The organism is Microbacterium saccharophilum (assembly GCF_007992455.1).
GTDB lineage: Bacteria > Actinomycetota > Actinomycetes > Actinomycetales > Microbacteriaceae > Microbacterium > Microbacterium saccharophilum.
Map to the genome: position 1 here is coordinate 258,127 of NZ_BKAH01000002.1, position 25,731 is coordinate 283,857.

Annotated in this window: 19 protein-coding genes; 12 read left to right on the top strand and 7 right to left on the bottom strand. The window is 71.6% G+C overall.

What is annotated here, in order from left to right; translation table 11 throughout:
- Window positions 1-7: 7 nt before the first annotated feature.
- Complete coding sequence (locus tag MSA03_RS03250; protein WP_147049605.1) at window positions 8-1,090, bottom strand: hypothetical protein; 1,083 nt, start codon at window positions 1,088-1,090, stop codon at window positions 8-10.
- A gap of 130 nt (window positions 1,091-1,220) precedes the next feature.
- Here MSA03_RS03250 and MSA03_RS03255 point away from each other — a divergent pair, with 130 nt between their 5' ends.
- On the top strand, window positions 1,221-2,696 hold the full coding sequence (locus MSA03_RS03255; RefSeq protein ID WP_147049606.1) for a glycosyltransferase family 2 protein: 1,476 nt from the start codon (window positions 1,221-1,223) through the stop codon (window positions 2,694-2,696).
- Between the two features lie 33 nt (window positions 2,697-2,729).
- On the opposite strand, the gene MSA03_RS03260 is transcribed toward MSA03_RS03255, so the two are convergent.
- Together MSA03_RS03260 and MSA03_RS03265 are read right to left on the bottom strand one after the other, a co-directional pair.
- On the bottom strand, window positions 2,730-3,653 hold the full coding sequence (locus MSA03_RS03260; protein ID WP_147049607.1) for a response regulator transcription factor: 924 nt from the start codon (window positions 3,651-3,653) through the stop codon (window positions 2,730-2,732).
- A 105-nt stretch (window positions 3,654-3,758) separates the two neighbouring features.
- The gene (locus MSA03_RS03265; protein ID WP_244946299.1) at window positions 3,759-4,766 is read right to left on the bottom strand and encodes a glycoside hydrolase family 6 protein; all 1,008 of its coding nucleotides are present in this window, start codon (window positions 4,764-4,766) and stop codon (window positions 3,759-3,761) included.
- Between the two features lie 218 nt (window positions 4,767-4,984).
- Between MSA03_RS03265 and rplM the strand changes: the two genes are divergently transcribed.
- From rplM to MSA03_RS03285, 4 genes are all read left to right on the top strand, one after another.
- Window positions 4,985-5,431, top strand: a complete 447-nt coding sequence (rplM, locus tag MSA03_RS03270) for a 50S ribosomal protein L13 (RefSeq protein WP_028497247.1) — start codon at window positions 4,985-4,987, stop codon at window positions 5,429-5,431.
- A gap of 29 nt (window positions 5,432-5,460) precedes the next feature.
- Entirely contained in the window at window positions 5,461-5,946 is a 486-nt protein-coding gene (gene rpsI, locus MSA03_RS03275) for a 30S ribosomal protein S9 (RefSeq protein WP_028497248.1), read from the top strand.
- An 8-nt stretch (window positions 5,947-5,954) separates the two neighbouring features.
- Window positions 5,955-7,304, top strand: coding sequence for a phosphoglucosamine mutase (gene glmM, locus MSA03_RS03280; RefSeq protein ID WP_147049608.1), 1,350 nt, complete (start codon window positions 5,955-5,957; stop codon window positions 7,302-7,304).
- 635 nt (window positions 7,305-7,939) lie between these two features.
- A complete protein-coding gene (locus MSA03_RS03285; RefSeq protein WP_147049609.1) occupies window positions 7,940-8,380 on the top strand; it encodes an LAVTG motif-containing sortase-dependent surface protein in 441 nt (146 codons plus the stop codon).
- 264 nt (window positions 8,381-8,644) lie between these two features.
- Here the strand turns inward: MSA03_RS03285 and MSA03_RS03290 are convergent, their stop codons facing one another.
- The 3 genes from MSA03_RS03290 to MSA03_RS03300 all read right to left on the bottom strand — a co-directional run bounded on the left by MSA03_RS03290 (window position 8,645) and on the right by MSA03_RS03300 (window position 13,199).
- A complete protein-coding gene (locus MSA03_RS03290; protein WP_174799840.1) occupies window positions 8,645-9,484 on the bottom strand; it encodes a hypothetical protein in 840 nt (279 codons plus the stop codon).
- 4 nt (window positions 9,485-9,488) lie between these two features.
- The gene (locus tag MSA03_RS03295; RefSeq protein WP_147049610.1) at window positions 9,489-12,050 is read right to left on the bottom strand and encodes an ATP-binding protein; all 2,562 of its coding nucleotides are present in this window, start codon (window positions 12,048-12,050) and stop codon (window positions 9,489-9,491) included.
- A 207-nt stretch (window positions 12,051-12,257) separates the two neighbouring features.
- The gene (locus MSA03_RS03300) at window positions 12,258-13,199 is read right to left on the bottom strand and encodes a Ppx/GppA phosphatase family protein (RefSeq protein ID WP_147049611.1); all 942 of its coding nucleotides are present in this window, start codon (window positions 13,197-13,199) and stop codon (window positions 12,258-12,260) included.
- Between the two features lie 84 nt (window positions 13,200-13,283).
- On the opposite strand from MSA03_RS03300, the gene coaA reads away from it, so the two are divergent.
- Window positions 13,284-14,252: a type I pantothenate kinase gene (coaA, locus tag MSA03_RS03305; protein WP_147049612.1), complete on the top strand. Its 969-nt coding sequence runs from the start codon at window positions 13,284-13,286 to the stop codon at window positions 14,250-14,252.
- Window position 14,253: 1 nt separating this feature from the next.
- Here coaA and MSA03_RS03310 read toward each other — a convergent pair whose 3' ends face one another.
- Window positions 14,254-14,850: an acyltransferase gene (locus tag MSA03_RS03310; protein ID WP_147049613.1), complete on the bottom strand. Its 597-nt coding sequence runs from the start codon at window positions 14,848-14,850 to the stop codon at window positions 14,254-14,256.
- A 212-nt stretch (window positions 14,851-15,062) separates the two neighbouring features.
- Here MSA03_RS03310 and MSA03_RS03315 point away from each other — a divergent pair, with 212 nt between their 5' ends.
- From MSA03_RS03315 to MSA03_RS03340, 6 genes are read left to right on the top strand one after another with little or no spacing between them, the layout of a single operon-like run.
- Window positions 15,063-20,693: a DUF4082 domain-containing protein gene (locus tag MSA03_RS03315; protein WP_147049614.1), complete on the top strand. Its 5,631-nt coding sequence runs from the start codon at window positions 15,063-15,065 to the stop codon at window positions 20,691-20,693.
- 51 nt (window positions 20,694-20,744) lie between these two features.
- Window positions 20,745-21,812, top strand: a complete 1,068-nt coding sequence (locus MSA03_RS03320; RefSeq protein ID WP_147049615.1) for a Gfo/Idh/MocA family protein — start codon at window positions 20,745-20,747, stop codon at window positions 21,810-21,812.
- Window positions 21,809-22,807 carry an SDR family NAD(P)-dependent oxidoreductase gene (locus MSA03_RS03325; protein ID WP_147049616.1) on the top strand — a complete coding sequence of 333 codons (999 nt, stop codon included), beginning with the start codon at window positions 21,809-21,811 and terminating at the stop codon, window positions 22,805-22,807. Before MSA03_RS03320 ends, MSA03_RS03325 begins: the two co-directional genes overlap by 4 nt.
- A gap of 17 nt (window positions 22,808-22,824) precedes the next feature.
- The gene (locus MSA03_RS03330) at window positions 22,825-23,952 is read left to right on the top strand and encodes a DegT/DnrJ/EryC1/StrS family aminotransferase (RefSeq protein ID WP_036273224.1); all 1,128 of its coding nucleotides are present in this window, start codon (window positions 22,825-22,827) and stop codon (window positions 23,950-23,952) included.
- Window positions 23,949-24,575 (top strand): NeuD/PglB/VioB family sugar acetyltransferase, encoded by a 627-nt coding sequence (locus tag MSA03_RS03335; RefSeq protein ID WP_147049617.1) that lies wholly within the window; start codon window positions 23,949-23,951, stop codon window positions 24,573-24,575. Before MSA03_RS03330 ends, MSA03_RS03335 begins: the two co-directional genes overlap by 4 nt.
- Window positions 24,576-24,622: 47 nt before the next feature.
- The gene (locus MSA03_RS03340) at window positions 24,623-25,726 is read left to right on the top strand and encodes a DegT/DnrJ/EryC1/StrS family aminotransferase (RefSeq protein ID WP_147049618.1); all 1,104 of its coding nucleotides are present in this window, start codon (window positions 24,623-24,625) and stop codon (window positions 25,724-25,726) included.
- Window positions 25,727-25,731: the final 5 nt, after the last annotated feature.

The following is a 25,731-nucleotide window of genomic DNA, read 5'->3' on the forward strand; positions in this document are numbered from 1 at the left end:
GCCGAGTCTACGGTCTCGACGCGGACCGGCTCAGCCGCTCGACCCGGCTCGCGGGGCGCGCCGCGCGCACGATCTCCGCGACGCTGCGCAGCGTCACCTGCTGCACCGACAGATCGGGCCGGTACTTCACGCCGCGCAAGTCGAGCCCTTCGGCGAACAGCGCCCGGACATCGTCCTCCACGCCCTCGTCGACCTCGAAGCTCGTCGCCATCGCCGCGAAGATCCCGGGCCGCACCCGGCCGATCACGACGTCGGCCGGGAATGCGGCATCCACCGCCTCCAGCAGGGCGGCGAACACCTCCCGCGTCCAGGTGCGACCGTAGGCCGTGCGGTGCAGCGACAGGTCGAGGATGCTGATGAGGACGACCGACCGGGGCGAGGCCAGGGCGAAGCGGATGGCCGCCGCCGTGCGGAAGGCGCGGATCCCGAGCACGCGCTTCGGGCCCCGCACACGGCTCTCGTCGATGGCGATCCGGGTGACGCCGTACGCGCACGCGGCCGTCACGACGGCGCCGACGATCCCGCTCGGCGCGGTCGACAGCGCCGCGATGTAGAGCGGGTGGTCGATGCCGAGCACGGCGGTGCCGACCAGACGTACGAGGCTGTACACCCCGTATGCGCCGACCGCCGCGCCGACGACGGTGCGGCCGACGCTCGGCGGCGCGCTCGGACGGAAGCACTCCCAGGCAGTCAGGGCGCCCAACACGAAGATCACGCCGAGCTTGGCGTACTGCCCGGCGTCGGGCGAGACCCAGAGGGTGGTCACCCCCACGAGGGCGGACGGGACGATGACCGCGGGCAGCACCGACCGGACGACGTCGCGCCCGCGCCGCATCGCGGCCCAGAGGAGACCGACGGCCAGCGGCATCGTCGTGTCCGCGATCACGAGCGGCATGGAGGGGTGCTCGCTGCTGTCCGCAATGACGTAGCCGAGCGTGGACAGCAGGGCGGAGAATGCCCCGATCCCGGCGAGCATGGTCATCGGCAGACCGGGCTCCCCGCCACCGCGCTGCCACGGCTGGGCGATCACCATGATGGCGATGCCCATCCCCGACGCGAGGATCAACGCGACCGCGAACACCTCGACCACAGCGCTCCCACCGGTTCCGCATCACGGGAGGAGGCGGCGCCTCATCCGTTGCGGAGGTCTTGACCGAGTCTTGAGGTGGCCTCGACCGTCTCTCCACGTGACGCGGAGGCAACTCTAGCAAGCTGGACCCATGACGTTCCCGCCGCCCAGCACCGCCCCCTCCTCTGCCCTCGCCACCCGTGGCGTCCGCCCTGTCGAGCTCGAGGTCACCGGCACGGAGCACGCCGCCTTCCCGTCGGACTTCATCGACGTCTTCGACGACACGCAGCGCGCGACCATCGGGTGCGTCATCCCCGCGTACAACGAGGAGGAGTCGATCGCGAGCGTCATCGAGAGCCTGCTCTCCCAGACGCGCGTGCCCGACGTCATCCACGTCGTCGTCAACAACACGACGGATGCCACCGTCGCGATCGCCTCGCAGTTCGCCGGCGCGCACACCATCACGACCGAGATGGGCGAGCAGTTCACCGAGGTGTTCGTCCACGACATCGGCAAGAACCCCGACAAGAAGGTCGGCGCCCTCAACTACGGCTACGCGCTGGTCGAGGGCTACGACTACCTGCTCGGCGTCGACGGCGACACCACCGCCGATGCGCGGGCCGTCGAGTACCTCGAGACCGAGATCACGAGCGACAGCCGCATCGGCGGCATCTCGGCGATCTACTCGATTGACAACAAGCCGTTCAAGGGCCTCGCGTCGTTCCTCATCAGCGGGCAGCGCTCGCAGTTCGCCGCGTTCAACCTGCAGAACCTGCTGCGCGGCCGCAACATGGCCGTCCTCGGCGGGCAGTTCTCCATCTTCTCCACGCACGCCCTCCGCGAGGTCATGCGCGAGAACCACCAGTCGACCCCGTGGGTGAAGGACAGCGAGGTGGAGGACTCCCTCCTCTCTCTGCAGATCAAGAGCGCCGGTTACCTCACGAAGATCAGCCCCGTCGCGCGCGCCGACGTGGGCGGCATGACGACACTCCGCGGCCTCGACGCCCAGCAGGTGAAGTGGACGTACGGGGCCATCGAGCTCATGTGGCCGGGGCAGCGCGGCGACACGAAGGGTCAGCCGTTCCACCCGAACCTGCGCGTCCGGTGGCTGGAGAACGGCGGCATGGCCGTCAACCTGTTCGTCCGCATCGCCTTCGTGCTGCTGCTGGCCGGGTCGCTGTCGCTCAACGCGTTCGTCTTCTCACCGGTGTGGCTCATCCCCATCGCGATGGCCGTCGCCCTGAACGTGCGCATGGCGATGACGATGCAGAACCGCACCCGCAAGGACGTGCTCTTCGCGCTGCTCATCATCCCGGCGGAGATCTACATGTGGATCAGGCTGTCGCACTTCGCGCGCGCCTGGAGCCGCTTCCTGTCCAAGAAGAAGGTCGACAACTGGGCCGCGCAGGCGAAGGCGGAGAAGGGCGGCGGCAACGGGCACTGGGTGCCGCTGATCATCGTCGTGGCGATCGTCATCACGCTGGCCGTCATCTGGTCGATGCTCGGCCCCGTCGTGCAGTCATCCATCCTCTGGGTGGGCTGGCCCATCCTCGGTGTCGTGACGATCCTGCAGACGCTCGGGATGTTCCTCAAGCTCATCCGCCGTCAGCACGGCTACCGCGTCTGAGCGGCGGGGTCGCGGCGCAGGCCGGGGTCGGGGCTAGTACGCGCTGCCGTCGGAGGTGAGCCGGTAGCCGACCCCGCGCACGGTCTCGATGTACCGCGGGCTCGCGGCGTTGTCGCCGAGCTTGCGACGCAGGTTCGTCATGTGCGCCTCGATGGCCCTCTTGTCGGCGTCGCCGACGAAATAGGTCGTGACGTACGACTCGCCGCGGAGCAGCAGCGTCAGGTCGGCCTTGCTCCGCACGCGCCGGCGTGACTCCATGAGCGCGGCCAGCAGGTCGAACTCGGTGCGGGTCAGCTCGAGCTCCTCGTCACCGACGAGCACGACGCGGCTGTCCGGGTCGAGACGCAGGTCGCGGTGCGTCATCCAGTGCGCTCCGTCCGGCGCGGCCGCGACGGCGGCCGGCTGCTCGACGATGCGCGCGACGTCACCGGATCCGGCCGGGGTCGGCGGCACGGGCGCGGCCGGCGCGACCGGCATGCTGCTGGTCGCCGGCTGCCGTCCGGCGGGGAAGGACGGGCCGGCGCTCTCCTGCGCACGCGGCGCCGGGGCGAGCGGGGCGCGCGGGCGGCGCAGCAGCGCTTCGATGCGGGCGCGGAACTCGCGCGGCCGGAACGGCTTGTGGATGAAGTCGTCCGCGCCGGCGGACAGCCCGAGGACCACGTCGGCCTCGTCGTGCAGCGCCGTGATCATGATGAGGTAGGTCTCGGGGTTCTGCGCGCGGATGCGGCGCGCGGCCTCGAAGCCGTCCATCCCCGGCATGTTGACGTCGAGCGTCGTGATGAGCGGCGCGTACTGCGCCACGGCGCGGACGCCGTCGATGCCGTTGCCCACCGAGACGGTGGAGAACCCGGCCGATTCGAGCACGTCGATCAGGAGGTGGCGTACCTCGGGATCGTCCTCGACGATCACCGCGGTCTTGATCGGTTCTTCTGATTCGGCCAACTGATCCCTGGTCATCCTCTGAGCCGTCTGCGACGTGCGCCGTCGCTGCCCGCGCGGGGGCGCGGAGTAGTCGTCATCCTCCCACATGCGTGTGGCGGGAGGGACTATTGGGGCGGAGCGTCAGCCGACCGAGCGGGTCAGCTCGGTCACCGCATCCGGCCACCACTGACCGGCCGGCGGGCCGCCGTTGCAGGCGCCGTCGCTCTCGCCGGGCGGCTTGATCCACAGGTTGGCGTCGACGATGTCGTCGCCGAACGATCCGCTCCGCTGACCGACCTGCCGCCCGCCGGGGTTGCACCACTCGCCGGTCGCGCCGGCGCCGTTGCGGCTCGTGTCGATGACGGCGTGCAGCCCGCCGAGGTGGGCCGACAGGCTCCGCGCGTACATGACCTCGGCGGCGTCGGCGTTGTAGTTCGACACGTTCGTCGCGAAGCCGCGGATCATGTGGGTGACCCCGATCTGCGAGATGAGCCGCGCCATCTCGGATGCCGGACGCCAGTTCGAGTGGCCGCCGTCGAGGTAGAGCCACGCGGTGCGCGCCTGCAGGTTCGTCACGGCGGTCGCGATGTGCGCGAAGCGCTCCGTCATCCCGTCGCACTCGGGGGCGAGGGCCACCGCATCCGGCTCCACGATCACCACCGTCGGCGTCTCCGCCGCGCGCAGGGCGTCGCCGATCGCGAGGGTCCAGTCGTCGTACGCGGCCGGGTCGAGCCCGCCCGCGGACTGGTTGCCGCAGTCCCGGTCGGGGAGGCCGTAGACGACGAGGACGAGGGTCGCATCCTGCTCGCGGGCCTCCGCAGCCAGCGCGGTCACCTCGGCGCCGACCGTCTCGATCGGCATCGCCTCGGGCGTCAGCCACACCGCCTCGGGCTGGGACGCGAGATACGCCGCGGCGCGCGTGGCCGGGTCACCCGCCGTGCCGGAGGCCGCGGCATCCACCGCCTTCGAGGCGGAGGGCACGTGGAACGCCATCCCGGGCGCGGCGGCGGTGAAGGGGAGGAGGCGCACGTACGCCGTGGTCAGCAGCGGCACCGACAGCACGAGCATCACCGCAGCGGCGCCGGCGATGACCGTCAGGGCCGTGGAGGCGGTGGAGGCGGTGCCCCGTCGGGGGCTGCGTGGACGCACGCGTCCGAATATATAGCGCATGCGAGGCCACTCCGCGCGCGCAGGTTTGGCCGCGGCATCCCCATGGCGTAGACTGACTCTTTGGTTCTTGTGCCCTGCTGGCCAAGTACCGCGAACGTGAGCCCTCCACTGGCGTGTTTCACGGGACGTCGTCTCGGGAAACCACCCCGGAGTGGGATTCACGAACCTCTCCGTTCGATCAAGAAAGCAGCACTACAGTGACGCGCACCTACACCCCCAAGGCTGGCGAGATCCAGCGCTCGTGGCTGGTCATCGACGCGACCGACGTCGTCCTCGGCCGACTCGCCTCGCACGCCGCCACCATCCTGCGTGGCAAGCACAAGCCCACCTTCGCCAACCACGTCGACACCGGTGACTTCGTCATCGTCATCAACGCGGAGAAGGTCGCGCTGACGGGCCAGAAGCTCGAGAAGAAGAAGGCCTACCGCCACTCCGGCTACCCGGGTGGCCTCAAGTCGGTCACCTACTCCGAGCTCCTCGAGAAGAACCCGACGCGCGCCATCGAGAAGGCCGTCCGCGGCATGCTCCCCAAGAACAGCCTGGGTCGCCAGCAGCTGACGAAGCTCAAGGTCTACGCCGGTGCCGAGCACCCGCACGCGGCCCAGCAGCCCACCACGTACACCTTCGACCAGGTCGCCCAGTAAGCGCCGCCGAAAAGACTAAGGACATACTGATGGCGAAGATCGCTGACTCCATCGACCAGACCCCGGAGAACTACACCACCGAGACCCCTGCCACCGAGGCCGCTGCGGCGCCCCGTCCGGTGCTGTCGGTCCCCGGTGCTGCAGTCGGCCGCCGCAAGCAGGCCATCGCCCGCGTGCGCCTGGTCCCCGGCTCGGGCACCATCACGGTCAACGGCCGTACGCTCGAGGACTACTTCCCGAACAAGCTGCACCAGCAGCTGATCAACGACCCGTTCACGGTGCTGAACCTCACCGACGCGTACGACGTCATCGCCCGCATCTCGGGTGGTGGCCCGTCGGGCCAGGCCGGCGCGCTGCGCCTCGGCATCGCCCGGTCGCTGAACCAGATCGACGAAGAGAACAACCGCCCGACGCTGAAGAAGGCCGGCTTCCTCTCCCGTGACGCTCGCGTCAAGGAGCGCAAGAAGGCTGGTCTCAAGAAGGCCCGCAAGGCTCCTCAGTACTCGAAGCGCTAAATCGCTCGATGGCGCTGTTCGGTACGGACGGTGTGCGGGGCCTCGCAAACGGCCCCCTCACCGCAGACCTCGCGCTCACCCTGGCCCAGGCGACTGCTGTCGTCCTGGGCCAGGGGCGTATTGCGGAGGCGCGCAAGGCCGCCGGCAAGCGGCTGACCGCCGTGGTCGCCCGCGACCCCCGCGTCTCGGGTGAGTTCCTGGCGGCCGCCGTGGCGGCCGGCCTCGCCTCGTCGGGGGTGGATGTGCTGGATGCCGGCGTCGTACCGACACCGGCCGCCGCCTACCTGATCGCCGACATCGACGCCGACTTCGGCGTCATGGTCTCCGCCTCGCACAACCCCGCGCCCGACAACGGCATCAAGATCTTCGCGCGCGGCGGCGTCAAGCTCCCCGATGAGGTCGAGCAGCGCATCGAAGAGGCCATGACCGGGCCGAAGCTGCAGCCCACCGGCGGCGACGTCGGCCGCATCCGCCGATTCGCGGACGCCGAGGACCGGTACGTCGTGCACCTCCTGGCATCCCTGCCCAACCGGCTCACGGGCCTGCACATCGTGCTGGACTGCGCGCACGGCGCGGCATCCGGCGTCTCCCCGGAGACGTTCCGCGACGCGGGCGCCCGTGTCACCGTCATCGGCGCCGACCCGGACGGCGTCAACATCAACGACGGCGTCGGTTCGACGCACCTGGACAAGCTCGCGGCCGAGGTCGTGCGCACCGGCGCCCACCTCGGCATCGCGCACGACGGCGACGCCGACCGCTGCCTCGCGGTGGACGCCGACGGCAAGGTGGTCGACGGCGACCAGATCATGGCGATCCTCGCCGTCGCGATGAAGCGCCGCGGGCGCCTGACCGACGACACGCTCGTCACGACCGTCATGAGCAACCTCGGCCTGCACCGCGCGATGGCCGCACAGGGGATCAACGTCGTCACCGCGGCCGTCGGCGACCGGTATGTCCTGGAAGCCATGAACGAGGGCGGCTACGCGCTCGGCGGCGAGCAGAGCGGTCACGTCATCATGAGCGAGTTCGCCACCACGGGCGACGGGCTGCTCACCGGCCTGCACCTGTGCGCCGAGATGGCCCGGACCCGCAAGAGCCTCGCCGAACTGGCATCCGTCATGACGATCTTCCCGCAGGTGCTCATCAACGTCCGCGGCGTGGAGCGCTCGCGCGCGACCGACCCGGACGTCGTCGCCGCCGTGCGGCGGGTCGAGGCGGAGCTCGGCGACACCGGCCGCGTGCTGCTGCGCCCCTCCGGCACGGAGCTCATGGTGCGCGTCATGGTCGAGGCCGCCGACGCCGAGACGGCCCAGCGCTACGCCGACGAGCTCGCGGAGGTCGTCCGCGGCGAGGGCTGAGCGGCGGCGGGGTCAGTCGAGGAATGCGCGCGGCGCGCGCCGCGATGCCCCGGGTGCTCCCGCCTGGCCGCGCGGTGACGCCCGGGAGGAGATGACGCCTCGGGAGGTCGAATCCCCGGCATCCATCCTCCCGGGGTGACATCTCCTCCCGACGGATGCGGGATGCCGCGACGCGCGCGACGCCGCGGCGGGCCACGGAGCGACGGCCCCGGCACGGAGCGACGGCCCCACGGCGCGGCGCGACGGCCCCGGCGCGGCGCGACGCCCCGGGAGGAGATGGCGCCTCGGGAGGTCGAATCCCCGGCATCCATCCTCCCGGGGTGACATCTCCTCCCGACGCACCAGCGGGTCCTTGCGGCGCGGACCGATATATACGTCGCTGCGCATGAGGGCGTGGTGCGCGCTCTGCCAGGATCGGAGGTGCGCATCGTGCTGTGTGCTCCTGGGGAGCCGGCGATGCGCGGGGAAAGGTGTTCAGTGACGACCCGATTCAAGGGCGCTCTGGCAGCCATGACGGCTGCCGTATGCGTCGCAGCGACAGTATTCGTGGCGACGCCCGCAATCGCGGTAGTGGTGCAGACCGTCACGCCGGCTTCACCGTCTCGGACGGTCGGTTCACGTCGCGCACCGCGACCGTGACGATCGACGTCGCCGCCAACGACGCTCCCACCGCGTCGGATGCGACGATATCGGCGCCGTTCGCCGGCTCGGCGCCCGTCGACCTGGTCGCCGCGGACCCGGACGGGGCCGCGCTCATCTGGCGCATCGGGATGCCCGCGCCGGTCGTCCTCGGCACCGTGCCGGTCGGCGTCAACGGCTCGTTCGCACTCACGGTGACCGTGCCGACCCTCACCGTCGCCGGTGTCCACACCGTGCGGGCCTTCGTGGGTACGGTCGAGGCCGCCCGTGCGACCCTGACCGTCGACGCGGCGGCCGCCCCGGTCCCGCCGGTAGCACCGGCGCGCGTGCTCAGCGCCACGGGCGGCGAGGTGCCGGTCGACCTCGTGGTCATGGCATCCCTGCTGCTGATGGCGGGCCTGCTGCTCGTCGTCCGGCGCCGGCGCCGGCAGGCGTAACCGCCCCGGCGGCGCGCCCGGCTCGGTCGGGGCGCCGCCGGTCGCGCGTGGCGGGGCTCCGGGTTCGGCGCGGCGCACCCCGCGACGCTCCGTCGACCCGCGCGACGCCCCGGGAGGAGATGACGCTTCGGGAGGTCGAATCCCGGGAACCCGTCCTCCCGGGTTGCCATCTCCTCCCGAAGCGCGGGGGCGGGGGCTCACGCCGGTCGCGCGGGGGGCGGGGGCGGGGGCGGGGGCTCACGCCGGTCGCGGCGGGGCGGGGGCTCACGCCGGTCGCGTGGGGGCCGCGGAGGCGCCGGGATGCCGCGCGCGGCGGCGCAGCCGCTCGTACCGCCAGGCGACCGAGCCGTACAGCACGAGTGCCACGCCGACCAGCGCGACGAAGCCCGCCGCGGCGGGCCGCTCCCACGCCAGCGCGCCGCCGCCGAGCACGAGCGAGATGGCGATCGCGATCAGGCTGATCAGTTGGGCCTGGAACAGCACGCGGAACGCGCCCCACCGGGCATCCCGAGCCAGCGCGCCGTTCACGACCCCCGTCAGGGTCAGCACGGCGCCGGTCACCCGCGCCGTCAGCGGCGTGAGTTCCCACGCCCACACCGGGATGACGGCATCCGGGAACAGGAACAGCGCGAGGCCGGTGACCGCGGCCGCGCCGCCGACGAGCACGAGGATCGTCCGCACCGGTCGGGACACCAGAACCTCGCCCTCCGTGGATGCCGGGGGTCCGGCCCGCCGCGACTCGCGGAGCCACAGCGCCGCGACGACGACGGGCGTCGTGGCGTACAGGGTCATCCACACCGCGAAGGAGAGGTTCTGCGAGAACCGGTCGAGGTGCAGCAGCGTCGCCACGAGCAGGAGGAACGCGAACACCACGACGGCGGGGAACCCGTGCTTCACGTCATCCCACCGCCGCGCGCGTGTGGTGCTGACGAAGAACCACACTCCGCCGGCATACGCGGATGCCAGGAGGTAGGCCGACAGCGGCGGGGCGATCGCCCAGGCGAACAGCTCACCGGTGCGGTCGGGGAATCCGAACAGCAGCACTGCCGCGATCACGAGGAACGGGGTGATCGCGACGGCGGTCCACCGGGTCGCCCGCGTCACGCCGTCATCGCCGGACAAGGGCGATCGCCTCGTTGACGGACAGGTCACGCCCCTGCGCGATCGCCTCGTCGAGCTCTGCCGTCCGCCCGTCGGCGCGCAGCCGCTCCAGCGGGCCGGCGAAGAAGTCGAACGCGCCCGGGTTCATGACGCCCTTCCGCAGGCGCAGCGCCTGCGCGGCGCCCAGCAGCAGCCCCGCGCCGCGCGCGTCGGACTCCGCGGCGCGGAGGCCGACGAAGCCTTCGAGTCCGTAGGCGATGCCCTCGTCGTGGCCCAGGGCCAGGGAGAGATCGAGTCCCGCGCCGAACTCCTGGCGTGCCCCCTCGAGATCGCCGAGGAAGAGCCGGGCCCAGCCGAGGTGGTTGTGCGCGATGACGATGCCCAGTCGCTCGCCCTGCGCGGTGGCCATGCCGAGGCTGTCCTCGAACCGGCTGCGCGCCCCGGCGGGGTCGCCGACGGCGAGCGCGATGCGGCCGAGCATGACGAGCGACATCGCCTGGCCCCAGGTGTCGTCCCCCGCCCGGAAGCCGCTCAAGCTGCGTTCGAGTTCAGCGGCTGCGGCGGGGACGTCCGGCCCCGTGGGCCGCGCGAGCTGCGCCAGCCCGATCGAGACCCCGGCCAGGGCTGCACCCGCCGGATCGCCGGTGGCGTCGAAGAGGTCGCGGCTCTCGGTCAGGTCGTGCCGCGGGTCGTACGCGGCATCCTGCCAGAACCGGATCGCGGCGGTGTAATACAGCGCGATCGCGCGACTGTGCGGAGCCAGGTCGCCGCCCGCCGCGGCGAGCAGCTGGGTCATGAGAGCGCGCACGACACCCAGGTACCCGCCGATCCACAGGTACAGGTACAGCGACCACGCATACTCCGCGGCCTCGTCGAACCGGCCGCGTTCGACGAGCTCCCGCCCCACGGCGGCGATGTTCTCCGACTCGAGTTCGAGCGCCGCCAGCTGCTCGAGCTGATCGGGGCCGCGCAGCCGCGGCGCCGCGCGGGCCACCACGGTGCAGTAGTGCTCGATCCAGGCCGTCACCGACCGCTCCCGTTCATCGTCTGCGGCGAGCTCTGCCGCGTATGTCCGCACCGTCGTGAGAAGGCGGTAGACCCTCGTGTCACCCTCGACGCCGTGGCCGACGAGGCTCGCGTCGATGAGACCGGCCAGCGCATCCAGGGGAGCAGCGACGCCGGCGGCCGCCAGCACACGCTCCGCCGACGTGACGGTGAACGCCCCTCGGAAGGCGGCGAGGGCGGCGAGGGCCCTCCGCTCCGAGGTGCCGAGCAGCTGCACGCTCCACGCCATCGTCGCGCGCAGCGTGCGCTGCCGCTCCGGAAGGTCGCGCGGCCCCTCCCACTCGCCGAGCGCCGTGTCGAGGCGGGCGAGCAGGTCGGCGGGGGCGAGCGTGCGCAGCCGCGCCGCGGCGAGCTCGATGGCCAGCGGGACTCCTTCGAGGGCGCGGCAGATCTTCACGACATCGCCGACGTTGGCCGGTGTCAGCGTGAACCCGGGCTGCACCGCGGCACCGCGCTGGACGAAGAGGGCGAGGGCCGCGGAGCCCTGTGCGGCGGTGACGTCGCGCGTGCCGTCCGCCGGGACGGCGAGCGGACCGACCTCCACGACCCGCTCGGGCCGCACCCGCAGCGGCGCGCGGCTCGTCACCAGCACCTGGAGGCGCGGCGTCCCGGTGATCAGCTCCATCACGGTGGCGGTCGCCCCGAGCAGGTGCTCCATGTTGTCGATCACGAGCAGGGTGTCGCGCTCGCCGATCGCCGAGATCACCCGCTCGGTGAGGGATCCCGCGCTCGCCGCGTCGCGCACGCCGAGCGAGCGGGCCAGCGCATCGATCACCCGCTCCGGGGAAGACACCGCCTCCAGCAGCGTGAACGCGACATCGCGGCCCGCGCGGGCGACCTCGAGGGCGACCTCGATGGCCAGCCGCGACTTGCCGATGCCGCCCGCGCCGGTCAGGGTCACCAGGCGGGTGCTCTCCTGGGCGAGCAGAGCCAGGGTGGCGTCCCGCTCCGCCTCCCGGCCGACCAGCGGCGAGTAGGGAGCGGGGATGCCGGGACGCGGCATCTGCTCGGCGGGGCGCTGGGCCCGCGCCTGATCGAACTGCTCCGTCAGGAGCACGGCGAGATCGTCCTGCAGCAGCCGGCCGAGCTCCTCGGCATCCCGGAACGACTTGTACGACACGCGGTCGTCATCGCGGATCCGCTGCAGAAGCTCCTCCAGGCGCGGCTCACGCGCGCCGGCGGGCTCGCGGACGTAGATGAGGCTCGGCATCCCCGCCGAGAGGCGGTACTCGTCCTCCAGGCCGGAGACGTCCTCGCCCGGCGCGACCCACCCGTACTGCTGGCCGTACACCCCGACGAACACGTCGCTCTGGGCGAGGTAGGAGCGGTACAGCTCGCGCGGTGGATGCGGGCGGGCGCCCAGCTCGAACATCACCGGCGCGAGACGGAGCCGCTCGATCGCGGCGCGCGCCGCCCGGCGCTCCGGCTCGAGCTCACGCAGTGTGGAACTGACGAAGATCCGGAGGCGCTGGTCGGGAGTGCGGATGGCGCGTGGCGCGGCCATGACGGCATCATGGCCCAACCGCGCCCGCGCGTCCAGGGGAGGGGCGCGTCGTCAGGTGCCGGAGAGGCTGCGGGATGCGGGATGGCGTACCCCTCGGGAGGACTTGACGCCGCGGGAGGTCGGAATCCGGGATTCCATCCTCCCGGGGCGCGATCTCCTCCCGAGCGTCGCGCCGAGCGGCGGGCTCCGACGGCCGCGCGCTTCGGCTCAGCTCGGCTCGTTCCAGGACAGCGATTCGATGTAGCGGAGCAGCACGCCCTCCCGCAGTGCCCAGGGCGACACCTCGAGCTCGTCGACGTCGAGCACGGTCATGGCCGTGTGTAGCACGACCGCCCCGGCGACGATCTGCATCGTGCGGTCGGCGGTGATGCCCGGCAGCTCCTGCCGCGCCGCGGCGGGGATGCGGGCGAGCCGGGGGATCCATGAGCCGAGCGCGGCGCGCGGCATCCGCATCCGCTCACTGCCCGACCAGCCCGGCACGGGGTAGCCGGCGAGCTTCGCGAGCGAGCGGATCGCCTTCGACGACCCCACGACGTGGTCGGGGCGCGGCTGTCCCGCCATGAGCTCGGCGACGGGGGCGAGCGTTTCGCGGGCGTGCGCGCGCAGCACCTCGACGGCGTCTTCGCCGGGCGGGTCCTGCGGGAGGAACTCCACCGTCATGCGCCCGGCGCCGAGGGGGACGGATGCCGCGAGCTCCGGGAGTTCGTCGGGTCCGGCGGCCAGTTCCAGCGAGCCGCCGCCGATGTCGAAGAGGAGGATCTGCCCGGCCGACCACCCGAACCAGCGCCGCACCGCAAGGAACGTGAACCGGGCCTCGGACTCGCCGCCGAGCACCTGCAGCTCCTGGCCGAGGGCTTCCTCGATGCGGGCGATGACCTCCGCCCCGTTCGCCGCCTCGCGGACGGCGCTCGTGGCCGTCGCGAGCAGCTCGACGACGTTCTCGCCGTCGGCGATCCGCCGCGCCTCGGTGACGGCATCCACGAGAGCCGTCACGCCGACCTCGCTGATCGAGCCGTCGGGCTCGAGGTAGCGCATGAGGCGCAGCACCGTGCGCTGACTGGTCTTCGCGAGCGGCCGTCCGCCCGGGCGGACATCCGCGACGAGCAGGTGGACGGTGTTGGATCCGATGTCGAGGACTCCCAGGCGCACGGGCCCAGCGTAGTCGTCGGCGTAACCGGGATGTGACCTCCGGTGGGCGGCACGGTGGTCCCGGCGCGGATACGATGGGGCGCGATGTCCGAGAGCACTGTCGCGAGCGAAGACGCCGCACCCGAGACGACCGCGCGCGGGCTGTACCGCGAGATCCCTCGCGACGAGTGGGCGCGGATGGCCGCCGGCATCCCGCAGCCGTTGAGCGAGACCGAAGTCGTGCAGCTGCGGGGCCTCGGCGACCGGCTCGACATGGCCGAGGTGCGCGAGGTGTACCTGCCGCTCAGCCGTCTGCTGTCGCTCTACGCGAGCGCGACCAAGCGGCTCGGCGCCGATACCGCCGACTTCCTGGGCGAGACCGACTCCACGACGCCGTTCATCGTCGCCGTGGCGGGCTCGGTCGCGGTCGGAAAATCGACGGTCGCCCGACTGCTGCGCGAGCTCATGAGCCGGTGGCCGGGCACGCCGCGGGTCGAGCTCGTGACGACCGACGGCTTCCTCTACCCGAACGCCGAGCTCGAGCGCCGCGGCATCATGCACCGCAAGGGCTTCCCGGAGTCGTACGACCGCCGGGCGATGGTCGAGTTCCTCACCCAGGTGAAGTCCGGCGCCGCGGAAGTGCGCGCGCCCTTCTACTCGCACATGCGGTACGACATCATCTCCGACGCGCACGTCACGGTGCGGCGACCCGACGTCGTCATCGTCGAGGGGCTCAACGTGCTCGCTCCGCCCGCGACGCCCAACGGGGTGGCGGTGAGCGACCTGTTCGACTTCTCCGTCTACGTGGACGCGGACGTCGCGCACATCGAGTCGTGGTTCGTCGACCGGTTCCTCGCGCTCCGGCAGGGCGCCTTCAGCAACCCGAACTCGTTCTTCAAGGTCTTCGCCGACCTCCCGGACGAGGAGGCGGTGCGTCAGGCCCTCGGGTTCTGGAACGACATCAACCTGCCGAACCTGCGGGAGAACGTGGAGCCGACGCGCCACCGCGCCCGCCTCATCCTGCAGAAGGGCGCCGACCACACCGTGTCGAGCGTCCTGCTGCGCAAGCTCTGAGTCACTCGGCCAGGCGGATGCCCGCGCCGTCCGCGACGTAGCGCTCGCCGCTGTCGGGGCAGGTCCAGCCGTCGCCGTCGGCTGTCAGCGGATGGCCGGTGCGACCGACCCACCCGATGCGGCGGGCCGGGACTCCGGCTACGAGCGCGTGCGGAAGCACATCCTTCGTGACGACGGCGCCCGCCGCCACGAGCGCCCACGCGCCGATGGTCACGGGGGCGATGCACACCGACCGGGCCCCGATCGACGCGCCCCGCTCGACCGTGACCCCGACCGCGTGCCAGTCGTCGCCGCCCTTCAGGGAGCCGTCCGGGTTCGCGGCACGCGGGAACTCGTCGTTCGTGAACACGACCGCCGGTCCGATGAACACCCCGTCGCCGACGACCGCCGGCTCGTAGACGAGCGCATAGTTCTGCACCTTGCAGGCATCGCCGAGCACGACGCCGGGTCCGATGTACGCGCCCCGCCCGATATTGCAGTCGGCGCCGAGGACGGCATCCTCCCGCACCTGCGCCAGGTGCCACACCCGCGTGCGCGGGCCGAGCGTGGCGCGCGCGTCGACGTCGGCGGACGATTGGACGACGGGATCATCGGTCATGCGGGCCTCCACGGGTGGCTCCGGCTCAGATGAGAGCCGCCTCATGTGAAGTATTGTGCCCGCCGCGCTTGTATGGATACACTCCCGAACGGGGAGTCCGGTCAGGACCGTGCCACTGGGAGGCACGCATCTTCAGCGCTCAGGCGCCGTCGCGACCGGCTTATTGCGCGTCTCGGGTCATCGACGGGGCGGGCGTTTTTGGGGATATGGGTATGGGGACACCTGCGGGACTCGGCGTTTCATCGTTCGTCCGGTCGCGAGCACTCGCGATCATCGCTGCCATCACACTGGTCCTGGCCACGCTCGTGGCGATCGGGGGAGCGCAGCGGGCGGATGCAGCGAGTCCCTGCGGGCCCGGCGTCAACGCGATCGCGTGCGAGAACCTGGAGCTCGGGACCGACCCTGATGTGTGGGACATCGACGGGGCGGGCGACCCCACCATCCAGGGCTTCGCGACCGACATCTCGGTCAACGCGGGCTCGAGCATCGACTTCAAGATCGACACGGATGCCGCGGACTACACGATCGACATCTATCGCACCGGCTGGTATCAGGGCCTCGGGGCGCGGTACATCGACTCGGTCGACCCGCTGCCTTCACCGCCGGAGGGTCAGCCCGAGTGCCGGACGGATGAGACCACCGACCTCTACGACTGCGGCACCTGGCAGGTGTCCGGGTCGTGGAACGTGCCGCAGACCGCGGTGTCCGGCGTCTACCTCGCCGTTCTCCAGCGCGGCGACAACGGCGGCCAGAGTCACATCATCTTCATCGTCCGCAACGACGGCAACACGTCGGACATCGTCTTCCAGACGGCGGACACCACATGGCACGCCTACAACACCTATGGTGGGGCGAGCTTCTACCAGGGCGGGAGCCACGGCCGCGCCTACCAGCTGAGCTACAACCGGCCGTTCGCGACCCGCGGGTGGGAGCAGGGCCGCGACTTCTACTTCAGCTCCGAGTTCGCCACCGTCCGCTTCCTCGAGCGCAACGGCTATGACGTCAGCTACATCTCGGGGGTCGACGCCGACCGCTACGGCGGCGAGCTGCTCAACCACGACGTGTACCTCTCGGTCGGTCACGACGAGTACTGGTCGGGCCGGCAGCGCGCGAACGTCGAGGCGGCCCGCGACGCCGGAGTGAACCTGCAGTTCCTCTCCGGCAACGAGGCCTATTGGCGTGTCCGGTACGAGCCGTCGATCGACGGCTCCGCGACGGCGTACCGCACGCTCACCTCGTACAAGGAGACCTGGGCCAACGCGAAGATCGACCCCGCGTCCGAATGGACCGGTACCTGGCGGGACCCGCGGTTCGCCGGCGCCGCGCAAGGCGGCCACCTGCCGGAGAACGCTCTCAGCGGCACGATGTACGTCGCCAACTACGACGACCTTCCCGTGACGGTGAACGCTGCCGAAGGCAAGACGCGACTGTGGCGTCACACGCCGCTGGCGTCGCTCGCCGCCGGGACATCGGCCGCGCTTGCGCCGCACACGATCGGCTACGAGTCCAACGAGGACATCGACAACGGTTTCCGGCCGGCGGGACTGATCCGGCTGTCCACCACCGTGGGGCCCACCCCGGAGTACCTCATCGACCACGGCAACGTCGTGGTCCAGGGAACCACCGAGCATCACCTGACGCTGTACCGCGCCGCGAGCGGCGCGCTCGTCTTCTCGGCGGCGAGCATCCAGTGGGCGTGGGGCCTCGACCAGACCCACGACGGCAACGGAGCACCCGCCGACCCGCGCATGCAGCAGGCGCAGGTCAACCTCCTCGCCGACATGGACGCCCAGCCGACCACGCTCATGGCCGGGCTCACCGCCGCGACGAAGAGCGCCGACACGACCGCCCCGACGACGACGATCACCAGTCCCGCCTCGGGCGCGACCGTCGCCAACGGCACGCGGGTGACGGTGACGGGGACCGCCTCCGATGTCGGCGGCGTCGTCGCCGGGGTCGAAGTCTCCCTCGACGGGGGAGCCACCTGGCATCCGGCGATGGGCACCACATCGTGGACCTACACCGGCATCCAGCAGGGGTCCGGCGCCGTGACCGTCAAAGCCCGCGCGATCGACGACAGCGCCAACTTCAGCGCCGCGGGCGTCGGGCGGTCCATCACCGTCACCGGTCCCTTCTCCGCACTGGGCGCGATCGAGCCGGTGCTGGCATCGGCCGATGACACCCAGGCGGTCGAACTCGGCATGCGCTTCACCCCGGATGTCGACGGCTTCGTCGCGGGGGTGCGCTTCTTCAAGGGTGCCGCCAACACCGGGGTGCACACCGGGTCGCTGTGGGACGCAGCCGGCACCCGGCTCGGCACCGTCACCTTCGGCAACGAGTCGGCCGAGGGGTGGCAGAGCGCACAGTTCACCGTCCCGATCCAGGTGATCGCCGGCCAGGACTACACCGTCTCCTACACCGCTCCCAACGGCGGCTACGCGATGAAGGCCCAGTACTGGCCGTATCACGCGACACCCTCGACGCCCGTCACGGTTCCGTCGGCGGTGGGCGCGTCCGCGGCCGGGGTCTTCGGAATCGCCGGCCAGTTCCCGGCCGGCACCTGGCACGAGTCGAACTACTACGTCGACGTGCTCTTCACCAAGTCCGACACGTCGCCCCTGCGGATCCTCAGCAGGACGCCGCAGGCCGGAGCGGCGAGCGTCGACGTCGCGACCACGATCTCCGCGACCTTCACCCGCCCGGCCGACCCCGCGACGGTGTCGATGACGGTCACCGGGCCGGACGACCAGCCCGTCGCCGGTTCGACCGTCTACGACGCGCAAACCCGCACGGTGCGCTATCTGCCCGATGCGCCGCTGGCTGCCAGCACCACGTACACCGTCACACCCGCGGCCACCGATGCCGCCGGCGTGGCGCTGGAGGACGGTGCCGCCTGGAGCTTCACGACCCGCGCGGAGGAGCGTCCCGAAGGAGTGTGCCCCTGCTCGCTGTTCCTGGAGAGCTGGGTGCCCGACGTGGCATCCGCCGCCGACCGGGATGCGGTCACGCTCGGTGTGAAGTTCAGCAGCTCGCTGCCTGGCCAGGTCACCGGCATCCGGTTCTTCAAGGGACCGCAGAACGGCGGCACGCACGCCGCGTCGCTGTGGACCGCGGGGGGCACACTGCTGTCGACGGCGACGTTCGCGAACGAGTCGGCGCTCGGCTGGCAGGTCGCCACGCTCGACACGCCCGTCACGATCCAGCCGGGTGTGACCTATGTCGCGTCCTACACGGCACCGGCCGGCGGCTACGCCGTGACCGCCGGGCTGTTCGGCAGCGCGTACTCGCGCGGACCGCTGTCGGTCGCGGCCGGCGGGTCGGTGTTCAGCTACTCGGGCGGCTTCCCGACCCAGACGTCGACGACGGGATACGGCGTGGACGTCGTCGTGGAGACGGCCCCGGCGACGCCGACGATCGTGTCGCGCACGCCCGCGGCAGGAGCCACGGATGTGGCGGCCGATGCGAGCATCTCGGCGACCTTCGACGTGCCGATCCAGGCCGGCTACACCGGTTCGGTCAGTGCAGGGGGACAGGCGATCGCCGGAAGCTGGGCGCTGAACGCGGCCGGCACCACTGCCACCTTCACTCCCGCGACGGATCTGCCGCCGGCTGCCCAGATCGACGTCACGCTCTCCGGCGTGGTCGGCGCGGAGGGGGGCGCGGCCGCGACGTTCTCGTGGGCGTTCTCGACCCTCGATCCGGACGCCCCGATCAGCTTCTTCGCCTCGGCCACGCCGGCCGCGAAGGACCCCGACTCCTCGTCGGTCGAACTCGGGCTGGCATTCACCACCTCGGTCGCCGGCGAGGTCCGGGCGGTTCGCTTCCACAAGGCCGCCGGCAACGGGGGGACCCACGTCGGCAGCCTGTGGGGGCCCAACGGCCAGCGTCTGGCCCAGGTCACGTTCACGAACGAGACGGCGACCGGCTGGCAGCGTGCCGTGCTCAGCGTCCCGGTCGCCCTGACCCCGGGCGTCGTCTACACGGTGTCGTACCTGGCGCCGCAGGGGAACTACTCCTACACGGCGGGCGCGCTCACATCCCCCGTCACCAGCGGCCCGCTGACCACGGTGAGCGGAGCCAACGGGCGGTACCGGTACGGCAGCGGCGGCGTCATGCCGAACAGCTCGTGGAACTCGGCCAACTACTTCGTCGACGTCGAATTCGTTCCGGACGCCGCGGCACCGCTCTCGGTGGCGTCCATGAGCCCGGGTCGCGACGCCGTGGGGGTGTCCCACGCGGCCGACATCTCGGCCGTGATCGACGGAGACATCGGCAGCCGATCGCTGACCATGTCGGTCACCGGCCCCGAGGGTGTGGTCGCCGGCGCGTCGGCCTTCGACAGCAGCACGCGAACGCTCTCGTTCACGCCCACGACGCCGCTCGCGTTCGAGACGACCTACGCCGTCACGGTTCGGGTGCAGTCGTCCACACTCGAGACGTGGCGCTTCACCACCGGCAAGCTCACCCAGACGCTGTTCGGGGACGACCTGCCCCAGGTGGACGCGGTGTCCGATACGGATCCCGTCGAGGTCGGCACGCGCTTCACGGTCAGTGAGGTCGGCGTGGTGACGGCGATCCGGTTCTACAAAGGTGCGGCCAATACGGGCAGCCACCGCGGCACCCTCTGGGGTCCGGGCGGCGAGGTGCTCGCCCAGGTGCAGTTCACGGCGGAGACGGCGTCGGGCTGGCAGCGGGCCGAACTCGCCCAGCCGGTGACGGTCAACCCCGGTACGACGTACACGGCCTCGTACTTCTCCGCCACCGGACGGTACGCGCACACGAGCGAGTACTTCCTTCAGCCACTCGTCTCCGGCAGTATCACCGCCCCGGCGGGGGACAACGGCCGGTTCTTCTACGGCCCGAACGGCGGGTTCCCGCTGTCGTCGTGGAAGTCGGGATCGTACTTCGTCGACGCCGAGATCATGTTCGACCCGGCGCTCGCACCCACCCCGACACCGACGCCGACCCCGACACCCACGCCGACACCGACACCGACGCCGACCCCGACACCGACGCCGACCCCGACGCCGACTCCTGCGCCGACGCCGGAGGCGACCCCTGAGCCGACGCCCGAACCTGCGGCCACTGTGGCCGTCACGAGCACGACCCCCGCGCCGGCCGCGACCGGTGTCGCGCCCAACGCGGCGGTCTCCGCGACCTTCGCGTCCGGCGTGACGGGTGCGTCGCTGGCGGTCAGCGGACCGACCGGCCCCGTGGCCGGTGCGGTCGCGTACGACGAGACCGGTCGCACGGTCACGTTCACGCCGACCCACCCGTTGGCCTGGTCCACCGGCTACACCGCGACCGCGACCGCGGCGGGCGTCGTGGTCACCGACGCGACCTGGACCTTCACGACCGTGGACGAGCCGCCCGTGATCGCCGCGGCCACGATCTTCGGCGATGCCACACCACAGAACGCCGCGTGGAACGACCCGGACAGCGTGCAGGTGGCGACGCGGTTCACCGTCAACGTCGCCGGCGACGCCACCGGCGTGCGGTTCTACAAGGGGGCGGCCAACACCGGCATCCACACCGGATTCCTGTGGCGGGCGGACGGCCAGCTCATGGGCCAGGTCACCGTCGGGAACGAGACCGCCGACGGCTGGCAGGAGGCGGCCTTCGCCTCGCCCATCCGGCTCGAGCCCGGCGTGGAGTACCGGGTCGGTCTTCACAGCACCACGGGACGCTACGCGGTCGATCTGAACGCGCTGGCCGCCCAGACGGCGACCGGCGTGTTCACCATCCCGGCGCAGGGCAGCGCCTACACCTACTCGACCGGATTCCCGGCGAACCTGTCCGCGCACAACTACTGGGTGGACGTGACATTCGTCCCGGTCGAATGACCGCGACGTATCAAGAAGGCCGGTGACGGCCACATGCAACTGGGGAGAAGCATGACAGACAAGAAAAGGGCAGTCGTGGTGGGGGCCGGGTATTGGGGACCCAACCTCGCACGCAACTTCCGGGCGAGCACGGACTGGGAACTCGCAGGCATCTGCGACCTCGACCTCGATCGCGCGCGCAAGGTGTCGGACGGTGTGGGCGGCGTGCCGATCACGTCGAGCCTCGACGAGGTGCTGGCCGACCCGCACGTCGACGCGATCGCGATCGCGACGCCGGCACGCACACACCACCCGATCGTGATGGCAGCGCTCGACGCCGGCAAGCACGTCATGGTCGAGAAGCCGCTCGCCGACGACCGCGTGCGCGGGCGGCAGATGGTGGACCGGGCGAACGAACGCGGACTCGTGCTCATGGCCGACCACACCTACTGCTACACGCCCGCCGTGCTGAAGATCCGCGAGCTCATCGCCGACGGGGCGCTCGGCGACATCCTGTTCGTCGACAGCGTCCGCATCAACCTCGGTCTCATCCAGCCGGACGTCGACGTCTTCTGGGACCTCGCGCCGCACGACCTGTCGATCATGGACTTCGTCCTGCCGGGCGGCCTGGCCGCGGCATCCGTCTCGGCGCACGGATCGGATCCGCTCGGGACCGGGAAGTCCTGCGTCGGCTACCTCGCCATGCCGCTCGAATGCGGCGCGATGGCGCACGTGCACGTCAACTGGCTGAGCCCGACGAAGATCCGCCAGATGGTCATCGGCGGCACGAAGCGCACCCTCGTGTGGGACGACCTCAACCCGCAGCAGCGGCTCAGCGTCTACGACCGCGGCGTCGACATCGCCGCGGTGTCGAAGTCCACCACCGCAGACACGCGCGACGCGAACATCTCCTACCGGCTCGGCGACACGTGGTCGCCGGCGCTGCCCGAGCGGGAGGCACTCGGCGGCGTCGTCGGCGAGTTCGCCGCCGCGATCCGCGAGGGTCGCCCGGCCCGCACCGACGGCGAATCCGGCCTGCGCGTGCTCTCCGTACTCGACGCCGCGCAGCGCAGCCTCGGTGCCGGCGGCGCGCCGGCACCCCTCACCCTCGACATCCAGCCCCGGAGGGCGGCAGCATGACCCAGCTCGAAGGAGCCCGCATCCTCGTCACCGGCGGCGCCGGGACGATCGGCTCGACACTCGTCGACCAGCTTCTGGAGGCCGGCGCCGAGCGCGTGATCGTGCTCGACAACCTCGTCCGGGGCCGGGTCGCCAACCTCGACGCCGCGCTGGAGACCGGGCGAGCAGTCCTCGTCGAGGGCGACATCCGCGACGCGCGTCTCGTCGACGACCTGGTCGCCGGCACCGATGTCGTCTTCCACCAGGCCGCCATCCGCATCACGCAGTGCGCGGAGGACCCCCGCCTCGCCCTCGAGGTGCTCGTCGACGGCACGTTCAACGTCGTCGAGGCCGCCGCCCGCCACCGGGTCTCGAAGCTGATCGCCGCGTCGAGCGCATCGGTGTACGGCATGGCCGAGACCTTCCCGACGGACGAACGCCACCACCACGAGAACAATGACACCATCTACGGCGCCGCCAAGACGTTCAACGAGGGGCTGGTGCGCAGCTTCCGCGCGATGCAGGGCCTCGACTACGTGCTGCTGCGCTACTTCAACGTGTACGGCCCCCGGATGGACGTCCACGGCGTCTACACGGAAGTGCTCGTGCGCTGGATGGAGCGCATCGCCGACGGCCGCCCGCCGCTCATCTTCGGCGACGGGCAGCAGACGATGGACTTCGTCTGCGTTCCCGACATCGCACGCGCCAACGTCCTCGCCGCCCGCAGCGGCGTCGTCGACGGCACCTACAACATCGCGAGCGGCACGGAGACGAGCCTGCTCGACCTGGCCGAGGCCCTGCTGCGGGTGATGGGCGCCGAGCACCTCGGCGTCGAGCACGGTCCCGATCGCCCGGTCAACGGCGTGGTGCGCCGGCTGGCCGACACCCGCGCCGCGAAGCGTGACCTCGGGTTCGAGGCGACCATCGGGCTCGAGGAGGGCCTGCGTCAGCTCGTGGAGTGGTGGCGGCCGTTGCGTGAGGAGATCGCGGCCGGCCGCGTGGCGGTGACCGCGTGAGCGAGCGCATCAACGTCATGGTCCCCTGGCTCGGCCGAGAAGAGGCCGAGGCCGTCGCGGAGGTCATCGCGAGCGGGTGGGTGGCGCAGGGGCCGCGCGTCGCGCAGTTCGAGCAGGAGTTCGCCGCGGCGATGCAGGCGCCGTACGCGGTCGCGACCTCGAGCTGCACCACGGCCCTGCACCTCGCGCTCATCGTCGCGGGGGTCGGGCCGGGCGATGACGTCGTCGTGCCGTCGCTGTCGTTCATCGCCACGACCAACGCGGTCCGCTACGTCGGTGCGCGCCCGGTCTTCGCCGACGTCGACCCCATCACGGGGAACCTCACGGGCGAGACCGTGCGGGTGGCGATCACGTCGGCGACGAAGGCCGTCATCGCGGTCGATCAGGGCGGCGTGCCCGTCGACATCGACGATGTCCGCACCGCCACCGACACCTACGGCATCGTCGTCATCGAAGACGCCGCCTGCGGCGCCGGATCGACCTACAAGGGGCGACCCGTGGGCGCCGGCGCGACGATCGCGGCCTGGTCGTTCCATCCGCGCAAGCTCCTCACCACGGGTGAGGGCGGGATGCTGACGACGACCCGAGGGGACTGGGCGCAGCGCGCCCGCCGGCTGCGCGAGCACGCGATGACGGTGTCGGCGGCCGACCGCCACGGCTCCGTCCTCCCGCCGGCCGAGGAGTACTCGGAAGTCGGATACAACTTCCGCATGACCGACATGCAGGCTGCCGTCGGGCTCGTGCAGCTGGGGCGCCTTCCCGAGATCGTGCGCCGGCGTCGCGAGATCGCGGCGCGGTACCGCGCCGCGATCCGCGGGATCCCCGGGCTGCGGCCGGTCGCCGATCCGGAGTACGGCACCGGCAACGTGCAGTCCTTCTGGGTCGAGGTGGAGGATGACTACCCCACGGACCGGGACGGCCTGCTGGAGGCGCTCGCGCGGGCGGACATCTCCGCGCGGCGCGGCATCATGGCCGCGCATCGCCAGGCGCCGTACCGCGATCTCGCGGTTGACGGGTCGCTGCCGGCCACCGAGCGGATCACCGACGGCACGCTGATCCTGCCGGTCTACCATGCCCTCACCGAGGCCGATCAGGACCGCGTCATCGACGTGCTGCGAGATCCCGTGACCGAGGCGCTCGGATGAGCGCCGGGCTGCTGCTTGTGGGGGCAAGCGGCCTGGCGAGAGAAGTACTGGCGGCCGGCATCACCGGTGTCGTCGGGATCCTGGACGACGACGCGGCGCTGCACGGCACCGAGATCGGCGGCGTCCCGGTCGTCGGCGGGATCGACGACGCCGCGGCGCGGGACGAGCAGCTGCTCGTGTGCGTCGGAAGGGGCGCGGCGCGACGCGCCGTCGTTCAGCGACTCCGGGATCAGGACGTCACCGCGGAACGCTACGCGCGGTATGTCGCCCGCTCGGCGCGGGTCGGTGACACGAGCAGCATCGGGCCCGGCAGCATCCTGCTGGACGGGGTCGTCGTCACGGCGGATGCCGCGATCGGCGCCCACGCGGTCGTCATGCCGAACTGCACGATCACGCACGACGACGTCCTCGAGGACTATGCCACCCTGGCGGCGGGGGTCGCGCTCGGCGGTGGGGTCCGGGTCGGCGAAGCCGCCTACCTGGGGATGAACGCGGCGGTCCGGCAGGGCGTCGGGATCGGCGCCGGCGCCACCATCGGCATGGGAGCAGCAGTGCTCGACGACGTGCCGGCGGGGGACACCTGGGCAGGTGTGCCGGCCCGGCCCTTGAGGAGTCACAGGTGAAGACAGCAACGGGCATCCATGTCCGCACGAGTGCCGGGGGAGCACACATGACCGTACCTTTTCTCGATCTCGCCGCACAGCAGGCCGAGATCGTCGACGACGTCCTGCCGGTCTGGCGGCGTCAGCTGGCATCCGCCGCCTTCATCGGCGGGCCGGAAGTGGATGCCTTCGAGCAGGAGTACGCCGACTACATCGGCGTCCAGCACGTGGTGGGCGTCTCCAACGGCACCGACGCGCTCGAACTCGCGTATCGGGCGATCGGCGTCGAGCCGGGCGACGAGATCATCATGCCCGCCAACACGTTCATCGCGACCGCGGAGGCGGCCTCGCGGGTCGGCGCGGTGCCGGTGTTCGTCGACGTGGATGACGACTTCCTGCTGATCGACCCGGATGCCGTGGCCGCGGCCGTCACCCCGCGCACGCGGGCGATCGCCCCGGTGCACCTGTTCGGGCAGACCGCCCCCATGGAGCCGATCATCGCGCTCGCCGAACGTCACGGCCTGGTCGTCGTCGAGGATGCGGCCCAGTCGCAGGGCGCCGTGAGCGCCGCGGGGCGCGCCGGCGCGCTGGGCACGGTCGCGGCCACCAGCTTCTACCCGGGGAAGAACCTCGGGGCCGCCGGCGACGCCGGCGCCGTCATGACCGACGACGCGGGGATCGCCGCGATCGTGCGGAACCTCGGCGCCCACGGCAGCTCGGTCAAGTACGTGCACGACCGGATCGGCGTGAACGCCCGGCTCGATGCCGTGCAGGCCACGGTGCTGCGGGCCAAGCTGCGCCGACTCGACGGCTGGAACGCGGCGCGGCGCGGGGCCGCCGACCGCTACGCGGACCTCCTCCTCGACATCCCCGGGGTCCGGCTCCCGGCCGTGCGCCCCGGCAACGAGGACGTCTGGCACGTGTATGTCGTCCGGGTGGACGACCGCGACCGCGTCATGGCCGAGCTCGGCGCGGCCGGGATCGGCGTCGGCATCCACTACCCCACGCCCGTCCCGTTCACCGAGGCGTATGCGGGACTCGGGGCCGCGCGGGGCGCCTTCCCCGTCGCGGAGGCCGCTGCGGGCGCGATCCTGTCACTACCGATGTTCCCGCACCTCACCGAGTCGCAGCAGGGTCGCGTCGCCGCGGCGCTGCGGGCGGCGCTGACCTGAGGCCG